We start from the raw sequence: 25,860 nt of genomic DNA, 5'->3' as shown, positions 1-25,860 counted from the left end.
ATGGAAAACCGTTCTTTCCCTGATGATCATCCAGGTCAGCTGCCAACTGTTCACTAGATCGAGAAAAATTCAAAGTGAACGCTTATACCAAAAAATCATCTATGTAAAACCCCCACAAAGAATAATGGACAGGCGAAACCTATCCATGTAATGACCTCCCCTATTGTAAATAAACGAGGCGTAGCTGAACATTCAGCTACGCCTTTTTATTTCCCTATCCATTCTGAAAATCCAGTTGGAGAATCCACCTGCATGAATTTCTCTTCTCTTATAAAAACATTCCTTTTCATTATTAAAAGAATAATAGATGAGCAAGTAGGGCTGCAATCGGTAGAGTAATGACTGTACGTTGCAGGAAAATCACGAAAAGCTCGAAAAAGTTAATCGGAATTTTGGATTTAATCAATAGAATCCCAATCTCAGACATGTATATGAGCTGCGTCAAGGACATGACCCCGATAATGAAGCGAGTCAATTCTGATTCGATTCCACTCCCCACAACAGCGGGCAGGAACATATCCGCGAACCCGACGATCATCGCAGGAGCAGCCTCTGCAGCTTCTGGAATCTGCAACAAATTCAAGAACGGAATGAACGGGTAAGAAAGCCATGTGAATATGGGTGTGAATTCTGCGATGACAAGTGCGATGGTACCAAGAGCCATCACGAGCGGAATCAGCCCAAACCAAATATCCGCTACATTAAAAACCCCTTTTCTTACGATGGAACCGGCACTTTTCACTTGATCCGCTTTTGCCACTGCCTGGTCAAGACCGAATCTGAATGTAGATGTCCCCTCTGGTACAATTTCATCAATCTGTTTTCCTACCGGCTCATGGTAGGTTTCTTTCTTCCAGGAAAGTGGTGGTATTCTTGGACAAATGACTGCTGCTAAGACCCCACAGACGACGACCGTGAAATAAAAGGATACAAACATATGATCAATCGATAAGAATTTAGCAATGACAAGACTGAACGCAATGGAAGCAATGGAAAAGTTACTGGCAACGACGGCTGCTTCTCGTTTAGAGTAGTAGCCATTTTCGTATTGTTGGGTCGTCAACAGTACACCTACCGTTCCACTCCCCATCCACGAAGCCATAGCGTCAACAGATGATCGACCTGGCAACTGGAATAACGGATGCATCACTTTTCTTACGACTGTCCCTATTAAATCCATCAAACCGAACTCTAGCAAAAGAGGCATGAATAGACTTGCAAATAAAAACCAGACCATCAGAACAGGGATCAAATCATAAAGCACGACGCCCCCTGTCAGTTCAGACCCAATGTAAGACGGCCCCGCTTCTAGAATGGTCAGGACAGCAAAGGCTGCTCCAAGGAATCGTAAAACAATCCAAAACGGCCCCACATCAAACACGTTCGCAATAAATGGATGATTTCTTAGATTGTCAGGTGCCCCTTTGATTGCCACACTCCCAAATGCGGAAATTGAGATGACGATGGTCATGAACAAAGGAATCCATGGACCAATCGCAGCTTGGAGCCCATCAGCCATCAACCCGAGTCCAATCGTTACACGACCGTCGACAGAGATTGGGACGAGGAATAATAAAACCCCCACCAAAGATGGAAGGAAAAATTTCATCCATTGCTTCGTTGTATAGGATGCTGATTCTTGAATGTTGTCTACTTTTGTTTGTTGAATAGCCATGATTTATTCTCCTTCGTCATTTTTATGCAAAATTAAGTATAAATAAACAATGTGTGATAGTTAGTAACTATACATTTTCATGCATGAAAATTCAATAGGTTTTCAGATTTTTTCAAACGCGGTTTACCATCCTAAAGAAAAAGGAATGAAGAAGACTATGAGATAGATAGTGGAGGAGGCTACATATTGACAGTTAAAGTTCCTAAAGACAAAACCATCGACCATACGCTCGCGATATTCAAAGACGGGTACAACTTCATACCCAAGCGTGTGCAAAATCATCATTTGGATGTATATGAAACAAGAGTTCTCGGGGAAAAAGTAGCTTTGCTTAGTGGAATCGAAGGAGCAAAATTGTTTTATGACACCAATCGTATGAATCGGAAAAATGCTCTTCCTAAGAGGGTTTTGAAGACTTTATTTGGTGAAGACGCTATACAAACGATGGATGGAGATGCACATACCCACCGCAAATTGCTGTTCATGTCACTGATGACTCCGGAAGCCCTGCAGGAATTGTACGAGATTACCACGAAAAACTGGGCTCGTTTCACGAAAAAGTGGAGCACCATGAAAAAGGTAACGCTATACGATGAATCACGCGAATTGCTGTGCCGCACCGCGTGTGAATGGGCCGGCATCCCATTGGAAGAAAAGGAAGTGAAAAAAAGAACGCGGGATTTGAGCAACATGATTGATGGGTTCAGTGCTATCGGCCCGAAACACATGGAAAGCCGTAGAGCACGCAAACGATCCGAGGATTGGATTGAGGATTTGATTTTACAAGTACGACGAGGGCAGCTTAAAGCTGAACACGGGAAAGCCATTCATGAAATGGCTATGCACGAAGACTTGGACGGTCAGCCATTAGATGCAAGAATGGCGGCCATTGAAGTGCTGAATGTGATTCGACCTCTTGTAGCCATTTCTAAATTCATTGCGTTCGGTGGGGTAGCGCTCCATGAACACCCGGAAAATTTAACACGTGTGGCTCTTGATGATGAATATTTGTTCCGGTTCGCCCAGGAAGTCCGCCGCTATTTCCCTTTCGTCCCCTTCCTTGGTGCGCGGGTAGACCATGACTTTACCTGGCAGCAATATCCATTCAAAAAAGATCAATTGGTCATGATTGACATATACGGCATCAATCATGACCCTAAGATTTGGGAGAATCCCGATCAATTCAACCCTGATCGATTCATCGACTGGGATGGAGGTTTGTTCGACTTGATCCCTCAAGGCGGAGGCGGATACTATAAGGGACACCGTTGCCCCGGGGAATGGCCGACGATTGAAGTATTGCAGGCAAGTTTCCGCTATATGGCGAAACACTTAGGCTATGATGTTCCCAAACAAGACTATACCTACAGCTTGAAAAAGATGCCTGCACTACCGAAGAGTGGATTTATCATCCATAACGTCCACTTTAAAGATTGAACATAAGCTAAAAAGCGTCCAGGTTTCCGTGTACCTGGACGCTTTTTTATTCAGGAATGATAAAGCCGGTAAAAATCATACCCGTGTTTCAGCAATACTTTCAAAACCGAATAGGCAGGGACTGCGATGATCATCCCGACAACTCCATATAACGGGGCTGCTACAACAAGTAAAAGAATGACCGTTAGCGGGTGGATGTTTAAGCGTTCGCCAAAGATCAATGGAGCAATCAAATTACCTTCTAATTGTTGGACGACAATAAATGTGATGATTACATAAATAGCCATGGAAGGCTCCTGCATAAGAGCCACAACAATCGCAGGAATCGCACCAATAACAGGTCCGACAAATGGGATGACACACGTGAACATCACAAATATCCCCAGGATCAAAGCATAATCAATCCCAATGATAAGATAACCAATATACGTAAGGACGCCATCGACAGCAGCAATCGTCGCTTGTCCGATAATATAAGAAGAAACCGTGTAATCCAAATCTTTGAGGACTTTTTCGCCCCGTGGTTTATGCTGCTCAGGTAAGGCTCTTTTCAAGAAAGGGACCAGTTTGTGTCCATCTTTCAAAAAGAAGAACAAAACAAATGGGACGATAATCAAGATGGTCGTTGCGCCTGCAATCGTTGAAAATACACCCATCATGTGTTCACCGATCTGCTGGGTCAGACCCCCGAAATACTCCGTTACCCTTTGTTTCACAGATGGTAGGGACACCATCCCCATATCGTTTTCTTCTATCTTTTTCCCCGCTTCTTCTGCTGTCTTTTTTATTCTCTCAGGTAATTCAGAGATATTCGTAATTTGCTTTTGAATCGTACCTGCCAAAAAACGGATCCCTCCATAAATAAGACCACCAATGAAAGCAAAGACAAGTAAAATAGCAGCAGACAAGGGAATATATTTTGATCTAGCCATGAAATGCACGACGGGGCGTAAGATATAAAAAAGGAATCCCGCAATCAGCATAGGGTAGAACAACGTTCCAAAAATTGTTTTGACCGGATTCAATAGCTCTAGCTTTTCTAAGAAGTAGTACAGGATCAGGATAAGTATAGCTGCTGTCGTGTACTTAAAAAATGAATGTTTGATCCACATGTTCCTTCACCGTCCTTTTACCTCATTCATTCACTTCAAAGACGGATGATAAACTAAAGATCAAAGACAATTAAAATCCAAACAACCTCATGATAGCTCCCGATTGTGGAAGACTTAGTTTCGAGATGTTTGGGTGAGTTTAGGGGCTACGGGAAACCGTTCGCTTTCCATGGGGCGGGCGGTGAGCCTCCTCAGGCTACGCCTTCCGGGGTCTCACCTGTCCCACGCGTCCCATAGGAGTCTCACCGTTTCCCTCCGCCCCTTGACCATAAGAGGATCCCGAAACTACTTCCAGGATAAGCTGCTTTACCTACAAGGAGAGGAGGGTGTTAATCATTATTCCTAACACCAATGTAGTAGAGGACACTCTTCCCTCCTACGCTGGCATGAAGCGCTATGTATCGAGCTTTTAGGTCCTAAATACCCGACGCGGAGAGGTTAATATTCTCCTCTTTATTCAATCATCCAAGCTGATTGTTCCAGAAGTGATTTCGAGAGTCTCCCATGGCAAAGGGGCGGAGGGGAATGGCGAGACTCTTATCTTAAGTGTGGAGGCGCCTTGGTCAGCGGCGTATGGACTGGACTGAGCTGGAGGAGATAAAGGAAACACGAAGAACGAAGTGATTCGATGTTGACTTATCGTACAGAAGCGAGAGAAGTCTCACTAGCCGCTTGGCGCCGGAACCGGATATCTACGAGGACAAAAGTGCAGGGTGAGACCCCACAGGACGCAGTCCGAGGAGGCTCACCGCGCTCCCGCGGAAAGCGAGTCATTCCCCGCAGCCCCTACCCACTCAACAAAAGTCTCGAAATCGAGTCTTCAAGAATCCTGCCAGTTAGTTGAATAAGCTCCTGAAAAAAGACCTGCCTGGTGGCAGGTCTTTTATTAGGAATCGTGTTGGATGATATAGCGCAATCCTGCATACGTATTTTTGAAAGTTTTCATCCCTTTGTCGAAGTATTGGAACGACAAGGCTAGCTTTGGTGTAATTCCTACCACAAGGCATTCAGTCCCCACTAATTGCAGCGACTGATTTAATTGCCTCAAATGTCTGCTGAACTGATCATTGAATTTATGGATCCCACTTAGATCGATCAAGGCATATTGAATATTCTCTTCTGTACACTCTTTCAATAGAGAGGAAATCAGATGGTCCACTCTTTTTTCATCTAGATCACCGATAAGCGGGATAGCCACGGCATGGTCCCACACTTTTAAAATAGGAATCGAAAGCGACTCAATAAGGTGGTCCTTTTGTTCTTCTTCCTCTGCTTTCGTCGTTACATCCATCAACATAATGATGTAGTAACTGTTTTCTCCTTTTTTATTTTTCATTGGTGTAATCACAATATCTGCGACAAACCTATCCTTTATGTTGATCCTCACTTGATGTTTTTGAGTTAGTTCCCTCATACATTCTCGTTGCCAGGCCGGATTAGCATGAAAGTTGTCCATATTCTTTCCAATTAAATCATCCGCGTGCTCGTATCCGTATAACGGAGCAATCTTCGTGAAAAGACTTCTGGCCTCGTCATTCATCCACACCAGATCGTAATTGAGGTCTGCAAGTAATATATTTTCACCTATGCTATTAAGCGCATCAGTCATCGTCAGATCTGAGGTCGTCACAGCCATCCATTTTCCCACCTTATTCAATTATTTTACATTTATTATATAATCATTTCTCTATATGGTATAGAGGGAAAATCGTCGAATGTTTTCATGTCAGGAAATATAACCAATTGAAATTTATATGTCAGATTTTCTAACATAACAAGTGACATTGGTTTCGTTTTCCGATATTCTATATTCAATAGAATGAATAGGAGGAGATCATGGACCTTTTTGTAAACCTTCGACCTGCTGTTGAGTCCCTTCGGATCATCCATTACACATTTGGGAGTGAACCTTAATGAAGAATCACTTGAGGACAGCCGTTGAAAGTATGAAAGAACATTACATTCAAAAGCTCATTGATGCAGGAATCTATCAAGCATCTGATGAAATGCTCCAGTCATTGACATTGACGGAGCTGGAAGCCCTGGCCTCCCGGGTCGAACGTCCATAAGGAGGCGCAATACCGAGGAGGAGAAGTGATGTCATCTTACAAGCACAAAAAAGTCATATCGATTGGTACAGTCAATGAACTCACAGGTCTCTCCCTCAGGCAGATTCGTTATTATGAGGAACGAGAACTCATTTATCCTGAGCGTACGAAAAGAGGAACACGCAAATATTCTTTTTCTGATGTTGAAACCTTATTGGAAATTGCTGATAAACGAGAGGAAGGTGTGCAAACGTACGAAATCCGAAAAGATTTACAGTCTTCCCATAAAGGCAAGGTCATGGAACGAATGCTACGCGGGCAGCTGAATGCCCATTTTCGAATGAACAAATGAATCCATTACAGGCAGCCCGGACACCCCTAGGTCCAGGGCTTTTTTTTGCTGTTTTTTCGCACACTTTAAATATCTCGACATAAAATATCTTGACTTCAAAATAAATAGAATGTATAGTTTTATTTAGAATTCAAACTATTTTATTTCAAGGGGGAGTACAGTATGACAAATTTAACATTGGATCAAGTGCACAGCAGCTTGAATTTTCAAATCAAACATATGATGGTATCAAAAGCAAAAGGAGAATTTGAGTCCTTCGATGTAGCGTTCTCTGGTGACCTTAACGACTTGCCTTCTGCACAAGTGACGGTCACGATCCCCGTCACTTCAATCAATACAGGGAACGAACAGCGTGACGGACACCTTCGTTCTGGGGACTTCTTTGAAGCAGACGAATACCCAAACCTAGTTTTCCGCAGCACGTCCATTAAAAAGATTTCGGATAACGAATTCGAAGTGACCGGGGACTTCACGATAAAGGAAACGACTCATCAGGAAACCTTCACAGTGGAATACAACGGCACTTCCAAAAACCCGATGGACGGAAGCACAGTTGCAGGATTTGATGTGAGCGGAAAAATCGATCGTGAAGCTTATGGATTAACGTACAATGCTGCTCTTGAAACAGGCGGCGTTCTTTTAGGGAAAGATGTGAAATTCGAAGGAAACTTTGAGTTTGTGGTTGGAGAATAAATCGCAACTTTCTAAGAAAGCTGAGTCTAAAATTAGACTCAGCTTTTCTTCATTTAAGATCAGACCCCTTCATCACAAGACTTCTTCAAGCAGTCCAGTCACTATCAAGAAAGTTCGTACACTTGGAGTCTGATTTAAGTCACTTTCACATTGAGTTAGGAAACGATTCCTTACCTGAAATCTATCCCTTCCTCTAAAATGAATAAAACCGCCCACACAGATGGACGGTTACATCTCAAAATATAAAGGATAATGCAGGCGGCAGCCTTCATTGAAACCATGCTGACAAACCGGACATTGATAGGATTGCATATAGTCCTGAATGGTCAGCTCATGACAACAGTTTCCACAGAGAATGGCACGCTCATCCCACATGCTCCTAGGCCAGCGGCTCGGTTCATGATCTGCATGTTCCTGATGACATGAATAACACGCAAAATATTCATCGCAGCAGTGAAAACGAATAGCGATGATATCAACATCACTATGATAGTGGGCACACCTCGTTTGACGATCTACCTGATTCCCTTTCACTAAAGGTGCCTTCCCCATTCGACTCTCTCCTTTAATTCTCTCATCTATTATTCATATAGAACGATTATAACACGGTCATTTACCAAAAAAAGGTGTACCAGTTCATCCATATTATGGATGAACTGGTACATCATTCGCTTCGATAAAGTGGTAAGAAGACGAATAGAAGGAGTAGCAGGAAGGTTACACTCAACACTCCTGTCCATTGGTAATTTTCCCATAACGATCCGGTGGCTGTACTGCCGATCGCTACGCCTAAGTAATAGCTGATCAAGTAGAAACCTGATGCCCCGCTTTTATGATGGGTGGCGGATTTGCTGACAAGGGCAGCAGCCATGGAATGCGCGACAAAGAATCCCATGCAAATGAGAGACAGTCCCACAAGTATTAACGGTCCGGATGGAATCCCTGTAAGAAATGCACCAACGATGAGAACGGTCACCCCTGTGAACATCACTTTTCTCAGACCAACCACATCCGAAATGCGGCCCGCAAGAGGTGGTGCAAGTACTCCAAAAATATAAGCAAAGTACGTAAGGGCAATCCATTTCAGCGACCAGTTGAATGGTTCTCTCTGTAAATGGAAGGGGACATACGTCCATATAGCCGTAAAGACAATTTGAAGCAGAACCCCCATCATGAACAAAACCAGCATCGAACGGCTTTTCAAATGGACAAGCATCCCTTTAAGATCATCCACGATTGCTACATCGGTATTCTCGAAAAAACGCTCCTTAGGAAAAAGAAAGAAAAATAGAATAGCAGAAAGCAGTCCGAATGCAGCAAAAATGAACAAAGTGGACTGCCAGTTGAACAAATCTGTCACGTACCCACCTACTACTCTCCCCCCCATGCCTCCGAGGGCATTGCTGGATATGTACAAGGTCATAGCAAGTCCCAAGTGCTTATGGGCGACCTCGTTCCCTAAATACCCCATCGCCGCAGCAGGGATTCCGGCTAAGAAGAATCCTTGGATAAACCTCAACGCAACGATCCCTCCAAATGATGGAGTGAATGGCAAAAGAACCAGTGTCCCGGCCGTGATGAACAGAGAAACTTTCATAACCGCACCACGTCCGTATCGATCAGCAGTAAAACCAAGAACGAACAGCCCGATCACCATCGCAATCACACTGGCCGACATGAGTAAACTGGATTCTGTAGCGGAGATTTGGAATTGGTCTGTAAACACAGGGAGTAAAGGCTGAAACACATACAAGGTAGAGAAAATGGATAAAGAAGCCAGCATCAAAGTCAGGGTGGCCCGCCAAAATTCACTTTGATGTGGTGTGTACGGTTGTCTGCTTTTTTGTACGGCTTCCATATCCATCATCCTCTACTTATGAGTTAAAACGGTTTGGGAATGACTTTAGATCAATTCCCCAAACGAACGGCAGATAGAAATAAATCGCTACTGTAATCAAAACGATGGCTGCAACGTTTAACCACAGCCCTGCTTTAGCCATGTCTGGAATTCTCAAATATCCACTTCCGAAAACGACGGCGTTCGGAGGCGTCGCGACAGGAAGCATAAAGGCACAGCTTGCCGCTACACCAGCAGCAATCATCAAGCTGTATGGGTGGACCGAAATAGCGCTGGCAAGAGAGGCCATGATCGGGAACATCATCGTCGCAGTGGCTGTGTTGGATGTGATTTCCGTTAAGAAAATGACTAGCGCAGCAACGATTACAACAATAAGAATGAGATGGATCCCTTCTAAAATCGTTAGTTGTGTGCCAATCCACTCAGCGAGACCCGTTTCCTGAAATCCAGCAGCAATAGCAAGCCCCGCTCCAAACAGAAGCAGTATTCCCCAAGGGAGCCCTTTTGCCGTATCCCAATCCAAGAGGTAATCCCCTCTCTTGTTTTTAGAAGGAATCAAGAATAGTAGAATCGAAGCACTCATCGCAATCATCGTATCGTTGATATTTTCATTGATGTGCACGAGTAAAAAGGACCGAGAAATCCATGCCACTGCCGTTACCGTAAACACGGTCATGACGATTTTTTCCTCTGTACTCATCACTCCAAGTGCACGCCTTTCTTCTCCAATAACTCTTCTTCCACCAGGCAATTCTTTAATTTTCATAGGATAAGCAATTTTGACTAAGTAAAACCATGCGAGTGCTAGAAATAGAATTGTCAAAGGAACACCGAACGCCATCCAACCAGCAAAACTAATTTCTATGCCGTAGGTTTGTTCGACGACAGCTTTGAAAATCGTGTTAGGTGGTGTTCCAATCAGTGTGGCAAGTCCTCCGATGGAAGCACTATAGGCGACTCCGAGCATAACTGCTTTTCCGAAATTAAAATTTTCGTGATCCACCGCTTCCCCTTTTTTCTTCAATTGTTCAGAAGCTTGATAGATGACGGCCATGCCAATCGGGACCATCATCATCGCTGTGGCTGTATTGGATATCCACATGGACAATGTTCCCGTCGCAACCATAAATCCAAGCACAATTTGTTCTGTGCTTGTTCCAACGGAGGCGATAATGAACAGAGCCATCCGCTTATGCAGATTCCACTTTTGCATAGCAAGGGCAATGAGGAAACCGCCCATAAACAGGAAAATCGTATTATCTCCATAAGAAGAAGCCGTCGTTCCACCATCCAGCCCTCCCGTTAGAGGAAAAAGTATCAATGGCAAAAGGGATGTCGCAGGAATCGGGATCGCTTCTGTAATCCACCAGGTAGCGATCCAGATCGTGCTGGCTAAAACAGCCACGGCACTTTGTGATAATCCATCCGCTTCCAAAAAAATCAGTGTAAGCGCAAACAAAAGTGGACCTAAAAAAAGACCTACTTTTTGACGCGTATCAAAAGACGGGCCAGGGTCGTGACCTTCTGCCTCTTGATTGTTCATTACGCCTGGTGAACCGCCAGAGCCACCAGTAACCGTAAACCTCAATAAATCCTTCGCCTCGTAATGCAACTTCCAAAGGCGACTCCAAACACCCGTGAACGTTGATTGTGCACCCATATTCATCCCCCTCTTCCTAATTATCAAATATGTATGAATATTTACAAATTTTATCATAAATGGTCTCATCTTGTAATAAATTCGCATCCACTTAAGAACAATGATCTAAAAAATGGGAAAAATAAACACACCAGGTCATCCATAATATGGATGACCTGGTGTGTAAAAATATTCCTTATCCATCTTATTTCTTCTTATAAAGGAGGTAGTGCTTCCTTACTTTTTTGAATTCTTTGAGCTCATCTTCCCATTGGTCTCTCATGTCTTCGACAGACTCTCCGCTTTCTATGGCTTCCCGGATCCAACCATTACCAACTAAAAGGTCAAAGAAAGAGATACCCTCCGCATTTTCAGCACGGAATTGGAATTCTTCCGGGTACATGTCATGAATGGTTTTCACGAGATATACCCCGGTCTCAACAGCATTGAATTCTTCACGATCGATGACATGGATCTGCACCCCATGCGTCAATTCCTTTGCATGCTTCGAGAAAGAAGGGGTAAAGGATGCGGCTCTGAACCTTACTCCTGGTAAGTTGTACGCGTTCATCTCTGTAGCTAGCTCTGTACTATTGATAAAAGGGGCTCCGATCAATTCGAAGGGTCGTGTCGTTCCGCGCCCTTCAGAAACATTCGTCCCTTCCATCAAGGCCGCACCTGGATAAACGAAAGCTGTGTCCACGGTCGGCATGTTCGGTGAAGGAGCAACAAATTCAAGGCCTGTCTCCTCATAGTCCATACTTCGCTTCCACCCTTGCATTTCCACAACCGTCAAATCTGCACCAATCTCAAACTCATGATTGAACAACTTCGCAAGCTCCCCAACCGTCATCCCATGGCGAAGCGGGATTGGATAGTTTCCGACGAACGACTTGTAGTCTTCATCTAAAACGGGACCTTCCACTTTTTCTCCACCCAGCGGGTTCGGGCGGTCAAGCACGATGAAAGGAATGTCATTCTCCTTTGCAGCTTCCATTGCATAAGCCATCGTGTAGATATACGTGTAAAAACGTGTTCCTACATCCTGAATATCAAACAGCAACACATCAATATCTTCTAACATTTCTGAAGTCGGTTTACGGGTCTCTCGGTAAAGACTGTACACCGGTAATCCTGTTTTTTCATCAGTATAAAACTCGACATATTCTCCCGCCTGAGCACTGCCTCTGACTCCGTGTTCCGGTCCATATAACGCCGTCAGGTTGATATCTTCATCGTTGTGTAACAAGTCTACGATGCTGTTCAAGTTTTGATCGACTCCGGTAGGGTTTGTGATCAGCCCGACATTCTTACCTTGTATGAGATCTTTTTCTTCATCTAAAAGGACTTCCACCCCAAGCTTGAACGGTTCTCCTTTTTTATGATGTCCTTTGTGTTTGCCTGGATTTCCGTTATGGTCCGCAAAAACAACCGAGAATGTGGACCACGTCATAATTAAAACGACCGCAATCATCCACCACTTTTTCAAAGTAATCCTCTCCCTTTTGATTATTTTGAAGAAGGGCGCAAAGCCCCTCTCCCTAGAAAATCGCTACTAGTAACTCAGCCCCGAACCATATTTGAACAACACGCCATCTTCGGATCCTGGAATCGTCACAGGCAATTGGCCGCCCGGGTTATTTTCACCGAAAATGGTGGCGGCGGTAGCTTCAAAACTCGCCTTTCTGAAACCGTACTGTGCAATATAAGCATCCACCTCCGGATAAGCCATGATGTCATAAGGGTTACGGATTCCGACGCCGATCACTTCCGCATTGGTATTCGTCATCACATCTTGCATCAACTGCATTTGAGGATGACTTTCGGAACGAGTGTACACATTGTACGTGTACGTTCCGAAGATGACTTTGTCTGCTTCAGACACCATTTGTTTTTGCTCAGCTGTTAATTCACGTTCTTTTGTATTGATTAAAGTCGTGTTTGGATGATGGGCGGCTACAGCATCCGCAAGACTAGAAATAAACCTGTTTCCAATCACCACAACCTGGTCATTTTCTGAGGCGTCTACAGGCAGAACTCCCTGATTTTTCACGAGGGTAATTGAACGCTCCGCCGCTAGTTTCTCCACAGCTTTATGTGCATCCGATCCGACCACTTCTTCCGCTTCTGCGATTTTCTCATCGATCGGTTGAGGCGTTTCTTCTTTGATGATTCCCCGGTTCAATTTCAATGTAAGGATCCGTTCAACAGAATCTTCAATCGTAGCCATTGGAATTTCCCCAGACTCTACAGCTTCATAGACACCAGAAGCAACTTCTTCTAAACCTACAGGCATAAGCGCAATGTCTGTACCGGCATTGATCGTTCGAATAACGGCATCGACCGGTCCGAAATGTTCAGCGATCGCCTTCATATTCAAAGCGTCTGTGACAACGACTCCTTCATAATTCATCTCTTCACGCATCAATCCCGTTAGCACTTTTTCTGAAAGGGTGGCTGGGAGCGCAATTTCAGAACCATCCTTCTGAGAAGTCACTTTTGTATCATCGATTTTCGGGAAGGTAATGTGTGCAGTCATAATCGCATCGATGCCCGCATCCATCGCCTGTTGGAAAGGATACAACTCTACTTCTTTCAAACGCTCGAGGTCATAAGGAACTTCAGGTAGACCGAGGTGGGAATCTGTCGCCGTATCCCCGTGACCCGGGAAGTGCTTGGCAGTCGCTGCTACCCCGTGTTCCTGCAGCCCTTTCGTGTAGGCTACGCCCATTTTCCCGACCAGTTCGGGATGTTCTCCGAAAGAACGAACACCAATGACAGGGTTATCAGGGTTGTTGTTCACATCCATAACCGGCCCAAAGTTCATGTTGATCCCAAGAGATGATAATTCAGCTCCAATGACAGAACCTACATCCTGAGCGAATTCTTCGGAACGTGTTGCACCTAAAGCCATATTTCCAGGCATATCCGTTCCTGATTGAAGACGTGTCACAATGCCGCCTTCCTGGTCAATCGTCATAAGCAATCCATATTTTTCAGAGGCCGCTTGATAATCAGACACAAGCGTCGCTGTCTGTTCGGTTGTCACCACATTTTCTCGGAATAATATAACGCCGCCCAAGTGATATTTTTGAACTATCTCCTCAATCTCCGGGAGCATTTCCGTTACGTTCTCCCCGTCCCATTTTCTAAAATCCGGCATAAGCATCTGACCGACTTTTTCCTTCATTGTCATGTTGGAGAGTGCATGTTGGACAAGGTCGTACCGTTCCCCTTGCTGCTTTTTGATGGTCGGTTTGAAGTCACGCTTCTCTTTCTTTTTCTTTGAACGATCCGGCTTGTAATCAAGGGCGATTCGGTCTTTGAATGAACCATTGGATACCGTCACCCACGCTCGTCCAGGCTGCCCTGTGAAAGTGACCGTACCGTCATCCGTGATCGTAGCAACGTTTGGATTTTTCGATTTCCAAACGAGTCCTTCATTCACCTTTGTAAAATGTCCATCTTTATACACGTTCAGGGCAGATAGAGTAAACACATTCCCTTCCATTGTTACATCTGCCTGCGGAACATTCTCAAAGATAATCAAGTCTGATTGCTCACTCTTTTCAGCAGCATCCACCTCTGCTCCCATGAACCACGACGGCAGCATCATGTCGATGGTCAGTGTGAAAATGAACACCCATTTGCCTGCTATTTTCATTCGACACTCCTCCTTTATTTATCTATTTGTAAAAGGCGCCTACCTATCCAGGAAGATCCTTTTGCAAAAAATTTCGTAGAGTAGTACCCATGCAGAAGACAATTTATTGTAAACGTTTACATATTGTAATAAAAGCTTATCGGAAATAGGTATAGTCGTCTATACCACTTAAGGCCCTAATCCTCTTCAGAACCTTTCATTCCCAAAACTTTCCTACTGATTCGATAGACTTATTTTGAAATTTCATGTCAGTATATTTAGAAACAAATAAAAAAAGAGGACACCTGATCAGGTGCCCCCCTCTATTAAGATGCGCTCTTGAATACGGCCTTTCCTTTTTCTACGGTAAATTTCGGATATCTAAAGGCGATGGCTAACAGACCCGCCACCATTGTAAGTAGAGGGTAAATGCAAAATGGAACAATCGCGACTGGAGAAATGCTGGCGACACCCGCTACCGCCAAAATCTGTCCGCCATAAGGGATGATCCCTTGAACGGAACTGGAAAAAATATCGAGGATACTTGCTGAGCGCCTGCCTTCGATGCCATATTCATCAGAAATCTGCTTGGCGAGCGGACCGGCTGTGATGATAGAAATCGTATTGTTCGCTGTCGAAAAGTTGACGGCCGTCACAATACCTGCAATGCCAAGCTCTCCACCACGATTGGAATGGACTCTCCCGCTCACGGCTTGCAGTAGAAATTCAATGCCGCCATTAGCCCGGATGAGTTCCACTAGACCACCTAACAATACGGCAATCATCGCAAGCGTCTGCATGTTCGTAAATCCATCCCCTACGAGGGTGACGAATTCCATGCCGGAAAACTTCCCAAGCACAAGTCCAACCCCACCGGCGAAAACAATGCCGCCGATCAGAACATAAATGACATTTACTCCGGCAATCGCGAATCCGAGTACCCCTAGGTAAGGTAAGATCTCAACAATGTTGTACGAGTAATCATTCTGCAGGCTGGCCGTTGCATCGGCGGTCATCACACCAAAAATAATGGCTGTTATGATGGCTGCTGGAAGAACGATGAAGAAATTCGCTTTGAACTTCTCTTTCATTTCTGTTCCTTGTGTACGGACAGCTGCTATGGTCGTATCGGAAATGACGGAAAGGTTGTCCCCGAACATGGCACCACTCACAATCGCCCCCATCACTAAGGCAAGGCCGATGTCAGTCTGCTCGGCTACACCCAATCCGATGGGAGCCAGGGCAACCACCGTACCTGTAGACGTTCCCATAGAAATCGAGATAAAACAGCCGATGACAAACAATCCGACGACCATCCAACCGCCAGGCAAGTAGGTCAAGCCTAGATTGACGGTCGATTCAACGGCCCCCATGCCGGATGCTACGGAAGCAAATGCTCCCGCTAGTAGAAAAATGATGACCATTAAGATGATGTTGGGGTGTCCGCCCCCCTTGGTCAATTGGGATATTTTTGTTTGGAAATCAGTCTTCCGGTTCATCGCTAAAGCAACGAGAATTGCCGCGAATAAAGCGACAAGGACAGGCATTTGATAGAAATCTCCTGTAGCGATTCCCGAACCGATGAAAAGTAAAATGAAAATCGCAAAAGGAATGAGTGCGAAAGGGTTGCTCAATGATTTTGCCATGATTGGACCTCCTAAAATATTTTAAACTCATCAGAATAGTCGGTTTTATCCCGAGAAGGATGAATGGTTCAAAGCGAAGAAAGCGGCAAATAAAAAAGAGCCCTCTTATATAAGAAGGCTCTCTGAATCGTATCCGTTCATTCCTTCTTATCTCTCAAGTGATCAACACTTGCTGGAATTAGCACCGGCCAACCGATGTTGGTGGTTGCTGAAGCATCACAGGACCAGTTCCTCTGCTTCTCTTGATAAGAAATATTCAATTGAGTCAATGGTAACTTTACAATAAAAACCATTCGATGACAAGCGTTTTTTTCATTCTCACCTTTCGTAGCGGCCGATCACTTCCATCGCTTTTTCAGAAGCGGAGGTATCGATGGCATCATTGAAGTCAATATCCCCACGTATAGCGCCGTTTGCGTCATACATCTCAAACTGTTTCTTAATATCATCGATAAACATTTCCCCGTTCGGGTCGAGTCCTGTCACACCGACTTTTTTCCAAACTTCTGTGTCCTTCAACGCTGTATGCTTCGTCATGATCTCAATCACTTCATCCAGCCCCTCATCATAAAGGAACGCGTCATTGTAATCGCGCACCCCCTTCAAGTAAGCGGCCATAAAGCGGACGGACACGTCGGTATCTTTTTCAATGAAATCAGGCGATCCAAGAACCATGGCAATTTGTGCATCGGGAGCGAAATCTGTGGCATCACGGAAGCGGACGTGCAGGTTCTGTGCTTCCCCTTGAGTGATCAGTGGTTCAATTTGAAGAGCGGCGTCAATCGACTTGTTGCCCATCGCGGCAAGCATATTTCCAAAATCGGACATGAGCACGAACTCGACATCCCCTTCGGTCAGCCCTGCATGTTGAAGCATCCGCTGGAAAATGTAATCATCCACGGCGTTTCTCGATGACACGGCAATCCGCTTCCCTTTCAAGTCACTGTATTCTTTGATTTCATCCTGCAGATCTTCACGAATGGCAAAGCTGAAATACGAGCTGCCATCAAAATAGTGCCCTTTATCAGCAATGATTTTTACATCAATGCCTTGAGCGATAGCATTGAAAAAGGAAGCTGTAGATACGCCACCGGCAATGTCCACTTCACCTGCCGCCAGGGCTGGTAGCATATCATCACTGTTTGCGAACGTCGTGAACTTGATATCGATGTTGTAGTCATCAAAATAGCCTTTTTCCTCAGCGATATAAAAACCGGCCCCAGAAGCAGCACCATCTTCGGCAATGACTACCGTTGTTTTCTTATTTAATGGAGCAAAATCACCATCAGGAGTTTCCTTATTCCCCTGGTCCTCCCCACTCTCGCCAGAGGAACAGCCGAACAACACAAAAATGATGAACAGAAAAGAAAACAGATGACATACTTTTTTCACCATGGGATTTTAATCCCCTTTCTTCTGCTATTTTCGCGAACGCTGCACTTCATCCTGAAGATGGTTCCAAATCTCTACAAAATGTTCCGCCATCACAGGATCCGCACGTACCTGCTCCATGTTTCTCGGTCTCGGCAGACGGATTCGTTTCTCATCAATGATGGTACCGGGCTGTGAACTCATTAAAAGGATCCGGTCACTAAGTAGGAGCGCTTCATCTATGCTATGGGTAATAAATAAGACCGTTTTCTTCGTCTCCGACCATATATTCAATAGTTCTTCCTGCAAAATGAATTTATTCTGCTCATCAAGCGCGGCAAAAGGTTCATCCATGAGGAGAATCTCAGGGTCATTCGCAAAAGCTCTGGCAATGCTTACGCGCTGCTTCATTCCACCGGAGAGCTCTTTCGGATAAAGTTGGGCGAACTTCCCGAGGCCTACTTTTTCCAAGTAATACGTGGTTCTTTCCTTGATCACATCCTCAGGTAAATGCCTCATCTTCAATCCAAAACTGACATTGCCCTCAACCGTCAACCACGGGATGACGCCGCGTTCCTGGAAAACCATCGATTGCAGCGGCCGTTCTTTCTTACTTTTGGCAATCGAAAACGTTCCCCCGCTCGGCTTTTCTAAGTTAGCTAAAATCCTTAAGAGGGTCGTCTTCCCACAGCCGCTCGGCCCGACGAGGCAGACAAATTCCCCGTCCGCAATATCAAGCGAAATATTTTCCAGTGCCGTCACACGGTTTTCTTTCTTATAAAACACTTTCGTCAAATCTTTGATTGATATTTTAGCCTCCATCCCCTGTCGCTCCTTTCATCAATTAGCGCCATGGCAGCAGTTTGGCCTGCAGTCCCCGGAGAATGATCGAGAACAAGTAGCCGAAGAACGAGATGAGCACAAGTCCGACAAACATTTCTTTCAGCAGGAAGGCTTTATACGACGTCCAGATCAAATACCCGATCCCGGAGTTGGCTCCCATCATTTCCGCAGCGACGATCGTTAACAGCGCAATCGCCTGCCCCATTTGAATCCCTTCGAGCATAACCGGCAAAGAACCGGGCAAAGCAATTTTGAAGAAGAACTGCTTCGAATCGGCGCCGTAATTCTTGGCCACATCCAAATAAATCCGGTCAATGTTCACCACGCCCGCAACGGTATTAATAACGACTGGGAAAAACACACTGCCCGCAATCGTCACCACTTTTGAAACTTCACCGACACCGAATAAAATGATGATGATCGGCAGAAGCGCAAGCGTCGGGATTGGCATCAATGCCATAATGAGCGGCGAAAGAAAATGCCGAATTGGACCGTAAAGCCCCATCAAAAGACCAATCACGATGGCAGGGATGACACCAAGGAGAAACCCTGCAAAAATCCTGAACAGAGAGATGCCGATATGATGGAACAATTCTCCGCTCATCCCCATCGCCCAGAACGTGCCGACGATTTCTGTCGGAGGTGGGAAGAAACGCGCATCGATCAGCCCCGTTCGTGATAAAAACTCCCATAGCAATACAATGAAAATCGGTGATGCGATCGTCAACATCTGCTTCAGGCGATGCTGCATCTGCCGCTTTTTCCATTCTTGTTTTTCCATTTGTAAAGGGTCGATCACAGATTCCCTTCGGCCGTCTTTCATACTCACCACCTCTACCGCTAATTTATGAGCGAACGCCCAATTGTGTGAAATTCACAGGTTTAAATAGCCAGAATAAGCTTGGGTGCGCACAAAAAAAAACGCCATACAGGCGTTTCTTATGATGGATTCACTCTTATGAAGTCATGATCATCACCTACGAGATCTGCCCCTTCAGGAACCCGGATATACAGAGCACTTCCATTCCAATGGGAAACCGTTGTATCGTCCCACATGGATGCATGATTTTCATCAAACATACGATAAGGAAACTCAGAACCGAACATATGGTATTTCAGGTTCAATTTCTCCCCTGGATGAATCGATAGTGTCGACCTTTCCATATGCACCACCGGCGTGTACTTCTCTTTCACTTCGTATCCGTTAATCATTAGTGGTGTTTGATAGAAAATCACCTCGATGTCCTTTGTAAGGTCATCTGTACGTTCGACATAAATGTTGATTCCGTCCACATCATTGTTTGAGACTTCCAGATTCATTGGATCACCGTTATAGGGAAACACCCATCCTTGAATTTGCCATTCCGCCAGCTGATCGGTATTTCCATTTGACACTGCATCATAGAATTGCAGAGACTTCTGTTCTTCCTCTGCGTCACTCATTTGTCCTTTCAACTCTGTATGGTTTAACGGAATCAGTAGAAATACGACCATCGAGAGGATAAGCAGGACAGAGTAACTGGCGACCATCCACAATCCCACCTTCCTTCTCCCCAAGCCGAACCGTGAACTTTTTTTAATGAGAAGGCTCAAAGCAATCAAGACCGCAAGTATAATTAAAATCGGTACGAAAGCGACGATCATCATCCTTTCACCTCCAAACGATTGGATATCAACACGGCTAATGAGTAGAAAATCGTCGTCGCAGCGAGCGTCTTAAGTGTAAACAACCACGCATGGCTTTCTTCAAAAAAGAATTGAAAGAAATACACTTGCGCTGGAAATCCGCCACTCGCTAACAAAATCATCAACCCAACGACAACAACCGGCAGAACAATGACGAACATTTTGTTCAACTGAATAATCATCCCAGCCAAGTAACCTAAGCTGCTGAACATGAAAACGAGAAGAATGGCGGCCAGTATTCCCAACAGCCATGTACCCACATCGCCAGTCCCCTGAGTAAGCAGCATTTGCTCTCCGCTCATAAAGACAGAAACGAACAACTTTAACGCAAAACTAGAGAGTAATGCGGTCAAGGCACCAGTGGTACAAATGATGAACAAAAAAGCAATCGTTGAGAGTGTGCTCGTCTTCCTGTTCGTAACAAAGGCGAAATCATCTTCTCGATAAGCTCTCGTGGTCAAAAGAAAAGCCGTCAGAAACCCCCAGAAGATGGTGAAACCGAGGACGATGTCTGCGGTAAAATAAGTGATGTTCACATCATACCCTGTTCTCCCACTGCTCATCTGACCCGAACCGTTCAAAGAAAACAAAAGCCCGAGAAGCTGGATGATCACAAGAGATGTGAATACGCCGGAGTAAGCTCTCCATTTATAGCCGACTTGCCGTTTGATGATTTCAGACGCCTGCACTTCGATCAAAGACATCATCCACACTCCCCTTTCCATGTCGATTTTCCGTCAGATAGATACAAAGATCATTCACCTTCACAGGCGAGACTTGCACGTCTGCTTGTTGTAAGCTTCGGTAGGCATCTTCCTTAAGATCATTTTTTATAACAACATAGCAGGTATCAAACGCCTGCTCTTGGTTCCATAGAATCTCTTTATCTTTTAATAATGGTGCGACGGCGTCCTTTTTCCCCGAGAGCCCTACCGCATATTCTTTCAAATCATCCATCGACATTTGCAGCGTCAAGGCCCCTTCGTGAATGACCAGCACCTCTTCTAACAGGTCTTCCATTTCTTCTAAATGATGAGTCGACAGGAGAATCGTCCTTGGATGGGCTAAGTAATCCTTCAGCAACGCACGATAAAAATCTTTTCGAACCGCTGCATCCATTCCTGTGGTGGGTTCATCAAAAACCGTCAACGGGGATCTTGATGCAAGACCAACAATCATATTGAACGTACTCTCTTTTCCTTTCGACAGCTCGTTGTGATGCTGCTTTGGATCGAATCCAAAATAATCGAACAAACGCAGAGCCAAATCGTGATCCCAATGATGGTAGAAGCGCTTCCCTTCCTCGAGGATCTCCTTCAGTGTAAGTGCTGTCGGGAAGTTCATAGCATCGTCGATATAAATGGTATTGGCTGAGACGAACAAATTGTTGAACGGCCTCCTCCCGTAAACCTCGACCGTCCCTGACTTTTCTTTCATTAAGCCTGCGATGATTTTCAGCATCGTCGTTTTCCCTGCTCCATTTCTGCCGATCACTCCGACAATTTTGTTTTCTTCAACAGAAAAAGAGAGGTCGTTCAATGCGTTCTTCCGATAAAAACGTTTGGTCAAACCTTTACATTTAATCGCCTTCATCCTTGTTCCCCTTTCCAAGCATCCCTGACGAGTGTAATCGTGTCTTCCTCTGAAAGCTCCAAACGCGCGGCTTCTGTTACAAGATCTTCGACTAAGTTTTTCAGTGTCTGGTTTTTGCGTTTATCCACAATAATCTGTTTGGCGTTGGTAGAGACAAACTTTCCAAGTCCCCGCTTGTCATAAAGAATCCCTTCTTCAGCAAGCTTCGTCAGACCTTTCGCGGCTGTAGCGGGATTGATGTTATATAAGTCGGCCAGTTTGTATTGTGAATACACTTTTTCATCTGCCTTAAAATTCCCATGTAAAATTTCGCTTTCCAGCCATTCGGCAATTTGAATATAGATCGGCTTCAAGCCGTCGGTATCAAGAATCAAACGATCGCCCTCTCTCTGAATGGGTGCATTAGTGTTGTAATGTAGTATATGGCTTTTTCTAACATTTGACAAGGGAAATCTTACAATTAGACTTGAAATTTTCTTACTACTCATAGACACTTAATGTGATGTTTGTAAGCGATTACATATTTGGGAGGTTGTTACGGATGCTTCGAGGAATAACGAATTTTTTCGACCGGATGGTGCAGCGGTATTTGCCCGATGCATTTTTGTTCGCCATCATTCTCACACTCGTCGTTTTTGGTTTAGGGATTCTCTTTACAGGCAGTTCCCCCGGGCAAATGGTTCAATTTTGGGGAGATGGTTTCTGGAACCTGCTCGCGTTTGCGATGCAAATGTCGCTCATCGTCGTTACCGGATACATATTGGCCAATACACCACTCGTCAAATCCGCTCTATCTAAGCTAAGTACACTAGCTAAAACTCCAGGACAGGCAATTTTACTAGTAACTTTCGTTTCTGGAGTCGCTTGCTTAATCAACTATGGCTTCGGCCTTGTCGCCGGTGCGCTGCTTGCCGTCCATGTGGCTAGACGTGTACCGAATGTAGATTATCGTTTATTGATGGCTAGTGCTTACAGCGGGTTCATTCTTTGGCATGGAGGATTTTCAGGATCCATTCCTCTGACGATCGCGACAGAAGACCATTTCTTAGCGGATTCAATCGGTTCCATCGCTATTACAGACACATTGTTCAGCGGAATGAATCTATTCATCATCGTGACCTTACTTCTTTCTCTGCCCCTGCTCAATTGGTGGTTGCTGAAATCCAGTGGTGACTTGAGCAAAAACAATCTCGATTTTTTAAAAGACGAAGATACGACCGAACAGCAAATGGCCGCTACCACCGCAGACCTGACCCCTGCAGAGCGGATGGAAAACAGCAAGATGATTTCGCTGTTGATCGGTGCGCTTGGATTGGTCTTCGTGGTCTATCACTTTGTCCGAAATGGGTTCGACCTCAATATTAATATTGTGAACTTTATTTTCTTATTCCTCGGCATCCTTTTCCACCAGACACCAAGAAGATTTTTGAACAGCGTAAACGATGGGGTGAAAAATGCAGGAGGAATCATCATCCAATTTCCTTTTTATGCGGGGATCATGGGGATGATGGTCGCTTCTGGTTTATCTGAACAAATGTCCAGTTGGTTTGTCAGCGTGTCAACAGAATTTACATTCCCTGTACTCGCCTTCATCAGTGCTGGCATTGTCAACTTCTTTGTCCCCTCCGGTGGTGGGCAATGGGCGGTCCAGGCTCCCATCATGATTCCAGCAGCTATGGATCTTGGCGTAAGCACGGCTAAAACGGCGATGGCTGTGGCCTGGGGTGATGCGTGGACAAACATGATCCAGCCGTTTTGGGCCTTGCCGCTGCTGGCAATTGCGGGACTTAAGGTTAAAGACATCATGGGCTTCTGTGCCATCATCTTGTTTTGGAGCTTCATCCCAATCTCCATCGCTCTTCTATTTTTCAATTAAGTGTACAACTTCATAAGTTAGCAGGATTGCGTAAGTTTCAGTTGTAAACTCAGTTGATTAGCATTTAGTAGCTACGGAAAAGATCGGGGAATTAAAAAGGATCGCCGTCCAATTGCTGGACAGCGATCCTTTTGAGTTAACCTGTTTTATTATTCTTACGACCCTGCTCGTGTATCATTTGCTTCAGTTCATCAAGATCATTCATAATCTTCGCCATATCTTTACTTTCTTCCTCCGCATGTTCGGAAAGCTGCTGGGCATTGTTGACGATTTCACCAATAATCAGATTCAAAATGATGAATGCAGAAACAACAATAAAAGACACGAAATAGACCCAAGACCATGTGATTTCAGCAAAAATCGGACGGAAGACACCGCTTGCCCAACTCTCTAATGTAAAAACCTGGAATAATGTCAACGTACTAAGGCCGACATTTCCAAAGTATTCAGGAGCAATGTCTCCAAAGAAGGTGACCCCGATAATCGCATACACATAAAAGATGATGCCCATCAGAATCATGACAGACCCGATAGCAGGAATGGCAAGAAACAAAGCGCTCGTCAGTCTCCTTAAAGAAGGGACAACGGAAATCGTCCTCAATACACGGAGCACCCGTAAAATCCGTAACACGCCAACGAAGTGAGTGTTATAAAGGACAATACTTCCAAATACGATGACAAAGTCGAAAATGTTCCAACCATCTTTAAAGAAGTGGCTACGGTAAACGACGAGCTTTAAAATAATTTCAATTGTAAAGATCGATAAAACCAAAATGTCTAAAAATATGAATAACGACTGAAAGTTTTCATAGATTCTGTCATCTGTAGAGATTCCGATAATGACAGCATTGATCAAGATAACCGCTAATATAAAGCGTGAAAAACTTTTATGTTCGATGAAATGGCGTAACTTGATTCTCTTCTCCCCACTTTCTCCCCTATAGGACTCTCTCGTCTTTTATATAGGATTTAGGCTCAGCCGTCAATCCCCTTTATGCCCACTTTTGGACATCGACACACAATTGCTGATAAGCCTTTGATTCATCCATCATCTGTTTATCGGCATACACTTTCGAAAGCCACCTTAGCGGTTCCGGTGTACTCGGTTTGAGTTCCATTTCCATTTGGAAACATTCGATGGATCGATCAAGCTGATGAAATCCATAGTATAGTTCTCCAAGCTCCTGCATACAATCAAGATCTTCACGAATTTCGTTCATCCGCTCCACTTTTTTCATGAGAGAGCTCTTCTTCGGAAATGTCTGCAAGGAGTTATGGACATCCTCAAGCTCCTTCGTTTCAAGCAATCGTATGACAAAGGCGTCCAACAGATCAACAGTCTCTTCCGGGTACTCCGCTGTGAACCGTACCATGAATGGTAGCAGCTCCCCAGGATCCTTGTGAAACCGGTCTTCTTCAAGTAAGGCCTTCACCTGCTTGTGTTGGGCAGCATTCAGATTAAGCTCACGATCTGTGTAAAAATGTGCTACGGCGGTTACATTTTTATTCATCAAATGGTGTTGGAAAAGATCTTCCGTCACGGGTTGGAAGGATGGAATCGCTTGAGACAGTTGCTCAAGTAAAAAGGTTCGGCTCTCGCAATCGAAATGAGGAGTGAGTGAATCTCGATACGATTGGTAGCTTTCTGAGGTCGGCTCGTTGAAAAAAGATGATAACAAATGAGAAGACGCTTCGATCCAGCGGTCTTCTTTTTTCAAGAGTTGTTGGTGGTCTTCAAAGGATGCACACTTTTCCTTAAATAGAGGGTCACGTTCCATGAGCGTATGCGATTGCTCTAAGTAATGATCGGCAAGTTTCTGGTAAGAGAGGTCATTGGCCATTTCGTTAACAAATCGGTTCTTCGGTGCAAAGTCACGCATCACCCGGATCACGCGATATGCTCCGGACAAGTTCCCTTCACGTCGGTATTGATAAAATAACGATTTCATATCTTGGAATAGTTGTTTCTTAGGAATGAAAGATTCAAAGTAGGTAAGGATTTTCGTTTGTTCCTGTCTGGAGTACAAATGTGTGATGTTCTTCTTCAGCTGAGGATAGCTGATTTTTTGCAGCGGGGTGTTTTGTTCAAGCAAGGCATGTATGAAGGGGTGCGGTGCTTCGTACACCATTCCCTTTTTGAACGCACGGGCTACATAGGAGTGAAGCTTCAGCCTTGTCGTCCGGACGGCAGTCAGATATTTCTGTTTATAAAAGAAAAGCATGTAACATTCAGATTGATCGTCGAAAGCTTCCACCAGTTGCATCTGTTCATAAAAGACCGCACGAGATGGAACGAGAGATACATTGTTCTTTTGCTGCTTCACTTGAATGGTCATTGGTTTCATATCATCCGCCTCCCTCTTTCCTCCACTATACCACACCGGACGT

Annotated in this window: 23 protein-coding genes and 1 riboswitch; of the genes, 5 read left to right on the top strand and 18 right to left on the bottom strand. The window is 44.7% G+C overall.

Features of this window, described 5'->3' with window-relative positions:
• Positions 1 to 292 precede the first annotated feature (292 nt).
• A complete protein-coding gene (locus tag ACXACN_RS18670; protein WP_474966478.1) occupies positions 293 to 1,675 on the bottom strand; it encodes a YjiH family protein in 1,383 nt (460 codons plus the stop codon).
• 186 nt (positions 1,676 to 1,861) lie between these two features.
• Here ACXACN_RS18670 and ACXACN_RS18665 point away from each other — a divergent pair, with 186 nt between their 5' ends.
• Entirely contained in the window at positions 1,862 to 3,112 is a 1,251-nt protein-coding gene (locus tag ACXACN_RS18665) for a cytochrome P450 (protein ID WP_474966476.1), read from the top strand.
• A gap of 50 nt (positions 3,113 to 3,162) precedes the next feature.
• Here the strand turns inward: ACXACN_RS18665 and ACXACN_RS18660 are convergent, their stop codons facing one another.
• Both ACXACN_RS18660 and ACXACN_RS18655 read right to left on the bottom strand, forming a co-directional pair.
• On the bottom strand, positions 3,163 to 4,224 hold the full coding sequence (locus ACXACN_RS18660; RefSeq protein WP_474966475.1) for an AI-2E family transporter: 1,062 nt from the start codon (positions 4,222 to 4,224) through the stop codon (positions 3,163 to 3,165).
• Positions 4,225 to 5,110: 886 nt separating this feature from the next.
• Positions 5,111 to 5,860 carry an STAS domain-containing protein gene (locus ACXACN_RS18655; protein WP_474966473.1) on the bottom strand — a complete coding sequence of 250 codons (750 nt, stop codon included), beginning with the start codon at positions 5,858 to 5,860 and terminating at the stop codon, positions 5,111 to 5,113.
• 277 nt (positions 5,861 to 6,137) lie between these two features.
• On the opposite strand from ACXACN_RS18655, the gene ACXACN_RS18650 reads away from it, so the two are divergent.
• From ACXACN_RS18650 to ACXACN_RS18640, 3 genes are all read left to right on the top strand, one after another.
• Positions 6,138 to 6,293 carry a Fur-regulated basic protein FbpA gene (locus tag ACXACN_RS18650; protein WP_474966471.1) on the top strand — a complete coding sequence of 52 codons (156 nt, stop codon included), beginning with the start codon at positions 6,138 to 6,140 and terminating at the stop codon, positions 6,291 to 6,293.
• Positions 6,294 to 6,321: 28 nt separating this feature from the next.
• A complete protein-coding gene (locus ACXACN_RS18645; protein ID WP_474966469.1) occupies positions 6,322 to 6,624 on the top strand; it encodes a MerR family transcriptional regulator in 303 nt (100 codons plus the stop codon).
• Positions 6,625 to 6,786: 162 nt separating this feature from the next.
• Positions 6,787 to 7,317, top strand: a complete 531-nt coding sequence (locus ACXACN_RS18640; RefSeq protein WP_474966467.1) for a YceI family protein — start codon at positions 6,787 to 6,789, stop codon at positions 7,315 to 7,317.
• Between the two features lie 228 nt (positions 7,318 to 7,545).
• Here ACXACN_RS18640 and ACXACN_RS18635 read toward each other — a convergent pair whose 3' ends face one another.
• The 13 genes from ACXACN_RS18635 to ACXACN_RS18575 all read right to left on the bottom strand — a co-directional run bounded on the left by ACXACN_RS18635 (position 7,546) and on the right by ACXACN_RS18575 (position 21,970).
• Entirely contained in the window at positions 7,546 to 7,869 is a 324-nt protein-coding gene (locus tag ACXACN_RS18635) for a CHY zinc finger protein (protein ID WP_474966465.1), read from the bottom strand.
• Positions 7,870 to 7,981: 112 nt separating this feature from the next.
• Positions 7,982 to 9,175 (bottom strand): MFS transporter, encoded by a 1,194-nt coding sequence (locus ACXACN_RS18630; RefSeq protein WP_474966464.1) that lies wholly within the window; start codon positions 9,173 to 9,175, stop codon positions 7,982 to 7,984.
• A gap of 16 nt (positions 9,176 to 9,191) precedes the next feature.
• On the bottom strand, positions 9,192 to 10,835 hold the full coding sequence (locus ACXACN_RS18625) for an SLC13 family permease (RefSeq protein WP_474966462.1): 1,644 nt from the start codon (positions 10,833 to 10,835) through the stop codon (positions 9,192 to 9,194).
• 184 nt (positions 10,836 to 11,019) lie between these two features.
• A complete protein-coding gene (locus tag ACXACN_RS18620; protein ID WP_474966460.1) occupies positions 11,020 to 12,303 on the bottom strand; it encodes an exo-beta-N-acetylmuramidase NamZ family protein in 1,284 nt (427 codons plus the stop codon).
• Between the two features lie 66 nt (positions 12,304 to 12,369).
• The gene (locus tag ACXACN_RS18615) at positions 12,370 to 14,478 is read right to left on the bottom strand and encodes a glycoside hydrolase family 3 protein (RefSeq protein WP_474966458.1); all 2,109 of its coding nucleotides are present in this window, start codon (positions 14,476 to 14,478) and stop codon (positions 12,370 to 12,372) included.
• 305 nt (positions 14,479 to 14,783) lie between these two features.
• Positions 14,784 to 16,103, bottom strand: coding sequence for a Na+/H+ antiporter NhaC family protein (locus tag ACXACN_RS18610; RefSeq protein WP_474966456.1), 1,320 nt, complete (start codon positions 16,101 to 16,103; stop codon positions 14,784 to 14,786).
• 144 nt (positions 16,104 to 16,247) lie between these two features.
• Positions 16,248 to 16,355, bottom strand: a riboswitch (SAM riboswitch).
• A gap of 66 nt (positions 16,356 to 16,421) precedes the next feature.
• Positions 16,422 to 17,498 (bottom strand): ABC transporter substrate-binding protein, encoded by a 1,077-nt coding sequence (locus ACXACN_RS18605; RefSeq protein WP_474966454.1) that lies wholly within the window; start codon positions 17,496 to 17,498, stop codon positions 16,422 to 16,424.
• A 24-nt stretch (positions 17,499 to 17,522) separates the two neighbouring features.
• A complete protein-coding gene (locus ACXACN_RS18600; protein ID WP_474966452.1) occupies positions 17,523 to 18,296 on the bottom strand; it encodes an ABC transporter ATP-binding protein in 774 nt (257 codons plus the stop codon).
• Between the two features lie 22 nt (positions 18,297 to 18,318).
• Positions 18,319 to 19,140: an ABC transporter permease gene (locus tag ACXACN_RS18595; RefSeq protein WP_474966450.1), complete on the bottom strand. Its 822-nt coding sequence runs from the start codon at positions 19,138 to 19,140 to the stop codon at positions 18,319 to 18,321.
• Between the two features lie 116 nt (positions 19,141 to 19,256).
• Positions 19,257 to 19,964: a hypothetical protein gene (locus tag ACXACN_RS18590; RefSeq protein WP_474966448.1), complete on the bottom strand. Its 708-nt coding sequence runs from the start codon at positions 19,962 to 19,964 to the stop codon at positions 19,257 to 19,259.
• Positions 19,961 to 20,707, bottom strand: coding sequence for a hypothetical protein (locus ACXACN_RS18585; RefSeq protein ID WP_474966446.1), 747 nt, complete (start codon positions 20,705 to 20,707; stop codon positions 19,961 to 19,963). The genes ACXACN_RS18590 and ACXACN_RS18585 overlap by 4 nt, the downstream gene beginning before the upstream one ends.
• Positions 20,679 to 21,596: an ATP-binding cassette domain-containing protein gene (locus ACXACN_RS18580; protein ID WP_474966444.1), complete on the bottom strand. Its 918-nt coding sequence runs from the start codon at positions 21,594 to 21,596 to the stop codon at positions 20,679 to 20,681. Before ACXACN_RS18580 ends, ACXACN_RS18585 begins: the two co-directional genes overlap by 29 nt.
• Complete coding sequence (locus tag ACXACN_RS18575) at positions 21,593 to 21,970, bottom strand: GntR family transcriptional regulator (protein ID WP_474966442.1); 378 nt, start codon at positions 21,968 to 21,970, stop codon at positions 21,593 to 21,595. Before ACXACN_RS18575 ends, ACXACN_RS18580 begins: the two co-directional genes overlap by 4 nt.
• 167 nt (positions 21,971 to 22,137) lie before the next feature.
• On the opposite strand from ACXACN_RS18575, the gene ACXACN_RS18570 reads away from it, so the two are divergent.
• Positions 22,138 to 23,472 (top strand): short-chain fatty acid transporter, encoded by a 1,335-nt coding sequence (locus tag ACXACN_RS18570; protein ID WP_474966440.1) that lies wholly within the window; start codon positions 22,138 to 22,140, stop codon positions 23,470 to 23,472.
• Between the two features lie 136 nt (positions 23,473 to 23,608).
• Here ACXACN_RS18570 and ACXACN_RS18565 read toward each other — a convergent pair whose 3' ends face one another.
• Complete coding sequence (locus ACXACN_RS18565; RefSeq protein ID WP_474966919.1) at positions 23,609 to 24,388, bottom strand: ion transporter; 780 nt, start codon at positions 24,386 to 24,388, stop codon at positions 23,609 to 23,611.
• A gap of 76 nt (positions 24,389 to 24,464) precedes the next feature.
• Positions 24,465 to 25,817 (bottom strand): hypothetical protein, encoded by a 1,353-nt coding sequence (locus tag ACXACN_RS18560; protein ID WP_474966438.1) that lies wholly within the window; start codon positions 25,815 to 25,817, stop codon positions 24,465 to 24,467.
• Between the last annotated feature and the right edge of the window lie 43 nt (positions 25,818 to 25,860).

This window comes from Halobacillus sp. AWM4_238 (genome assembly GCF_056158265.1).
The sequence above is the reverse complement of the archived record's forward strand: the minus strand, read 5'-3'. Positions and strand labels throughout refer to the sequence as shown.

Bases quoted from the DNA above. Each gene is read 5' to 3' on its own strand.
- ACXACN_RS18670 (WP_474966478.1), bottom strand. From the start codon at position 1,675: ATGGCTATTCAACAAACAAAAGTAGACAACATTCAAGAATCAGCATCC.
- ACXACN_RS18630 (WP_474966464.1), bottom strand. From the start codon at position 9,175: ATGGAAGCCGTACAAAAAAGCAGACAACCGTACACACCACATCAAAGT.
- ACXACN_RS18625 (WP_474966462.1), bottom strand. From the start codon at position 10,835: ATGGGTGCACAATCAACGTTCACGGGTGTTTGGAGTCGCCTTTGGAAG.
- ACXACN_RS18570 (WP_474966440.1), top strand. From the start codon at position 22,138: ATGCTTCGAGGAATAACGAATTTTTTCGACCGGATGGTGCAGCGGTAT.
- ACXACN_RS18590 (WP_474966448.1), bottom strand. From the start codon at position 19,964: ATGATGATCGTCGCTTTCGTACCGATTTTAATTATACTTGCGGTCTTG.
- ACXACN_RS18580 (WP_474966444.1), bottom strand. From the start codon at position 21,596: ATGAAGGCGATTAAATGTAAAGGTTTGACCAAACGTTTTTATCGGAAG.
- ACXACN_RS18645 (WP_474966469.1), top strand. From the start codon at position 6,322: ATGTCATCTTACAAGCACAAAAAAGTCATATCGATTGGTACAGTCAAT.
- ACXACN_RS18605 (WP_474966454.1), bottom strand. From the start codon at position 17,498: ATGGTGAAAAAAGTATGTCATCTGTTTTCTTTTCTGTTCATCATTTTT.
- ACXACN_RS18585 (WP_474966446.1), bottom strand. From the start codon at position 20,707: ATGTCTTTGATCGAAGTGCAGGCGTCTGAAATCATCAAACGGCAAGTC.
- ACXACN_RS18600 (WP_474966452.1), bottom strand. From the start codon at position 18,296: ATGGAGGCTAAAATATCAATCAAAGATTTGACGAAAGTGTTTTATAAG.
- ACXACN_RS18560 (WP_474966438.1), bottom strand. From the start codon at position 25,817: ATGAAACCAATGACCATTCAAGTGAAGCAGCAAAAGAACAATGTATCT.
- ACXACN_RS18635 (WP_474966465.1), bottom strand. From the start codon at position 7,869: ATGGGGAAGGCACCTTTAGTGAAAGGGAATCAGGTAGATCGTCAAACG.
- ACXACN_RS18615 (WP_474966458.1), bottom strand. From the start codon at position 14,478: ATGAAAATAGCAGGCAAATGGGTGTTCATTTTCACACTGACCATCGAC.
- ACXACN_RS18660 (WP_474966475.1), bottom strand. From the start codon at position 4,224: ATGTGGATCAAACATTCATTTTTTAAGTACACGACAGCAGCTATACTT.
- ACXACN_RS18595 (WP_474966450.1), bottom strand. From the start codon at position 19,140: ATGAAAGACGGCCGAAGGGAATCTGTGATCGACCCTTTACAAATGGAA.
- ACXACN_RS18650 (WP_474966471.1), top strand. From the start codon at position 6,138: ATGAAGAATCACTTGAGGACAGCCGTTGAAAGTATGAAAGAACATTAC.
- ACXACN_RS18655 (WP_474966473.1), bottom strand. From the start codon at position 5,860: ATGGCTGTGACGACCTCAGATCTGACGATGACTGATGCGCTTAATAGC.
- ACXACN_RS18640 (WP_474966467.1), top strand. From the start codon at position 6,787: ATGACAAATTTAACATTGGATCAAGTGCACAGCAGCTTGAATTTTCAA.
- ACXACN_RS18610 (WP_474966456.1), bottom strand. From the start codon at position 16,103: ATGGCAAAATCATTGAGCAACCCTTTCGCACTCATTCCTTTTGCGATT.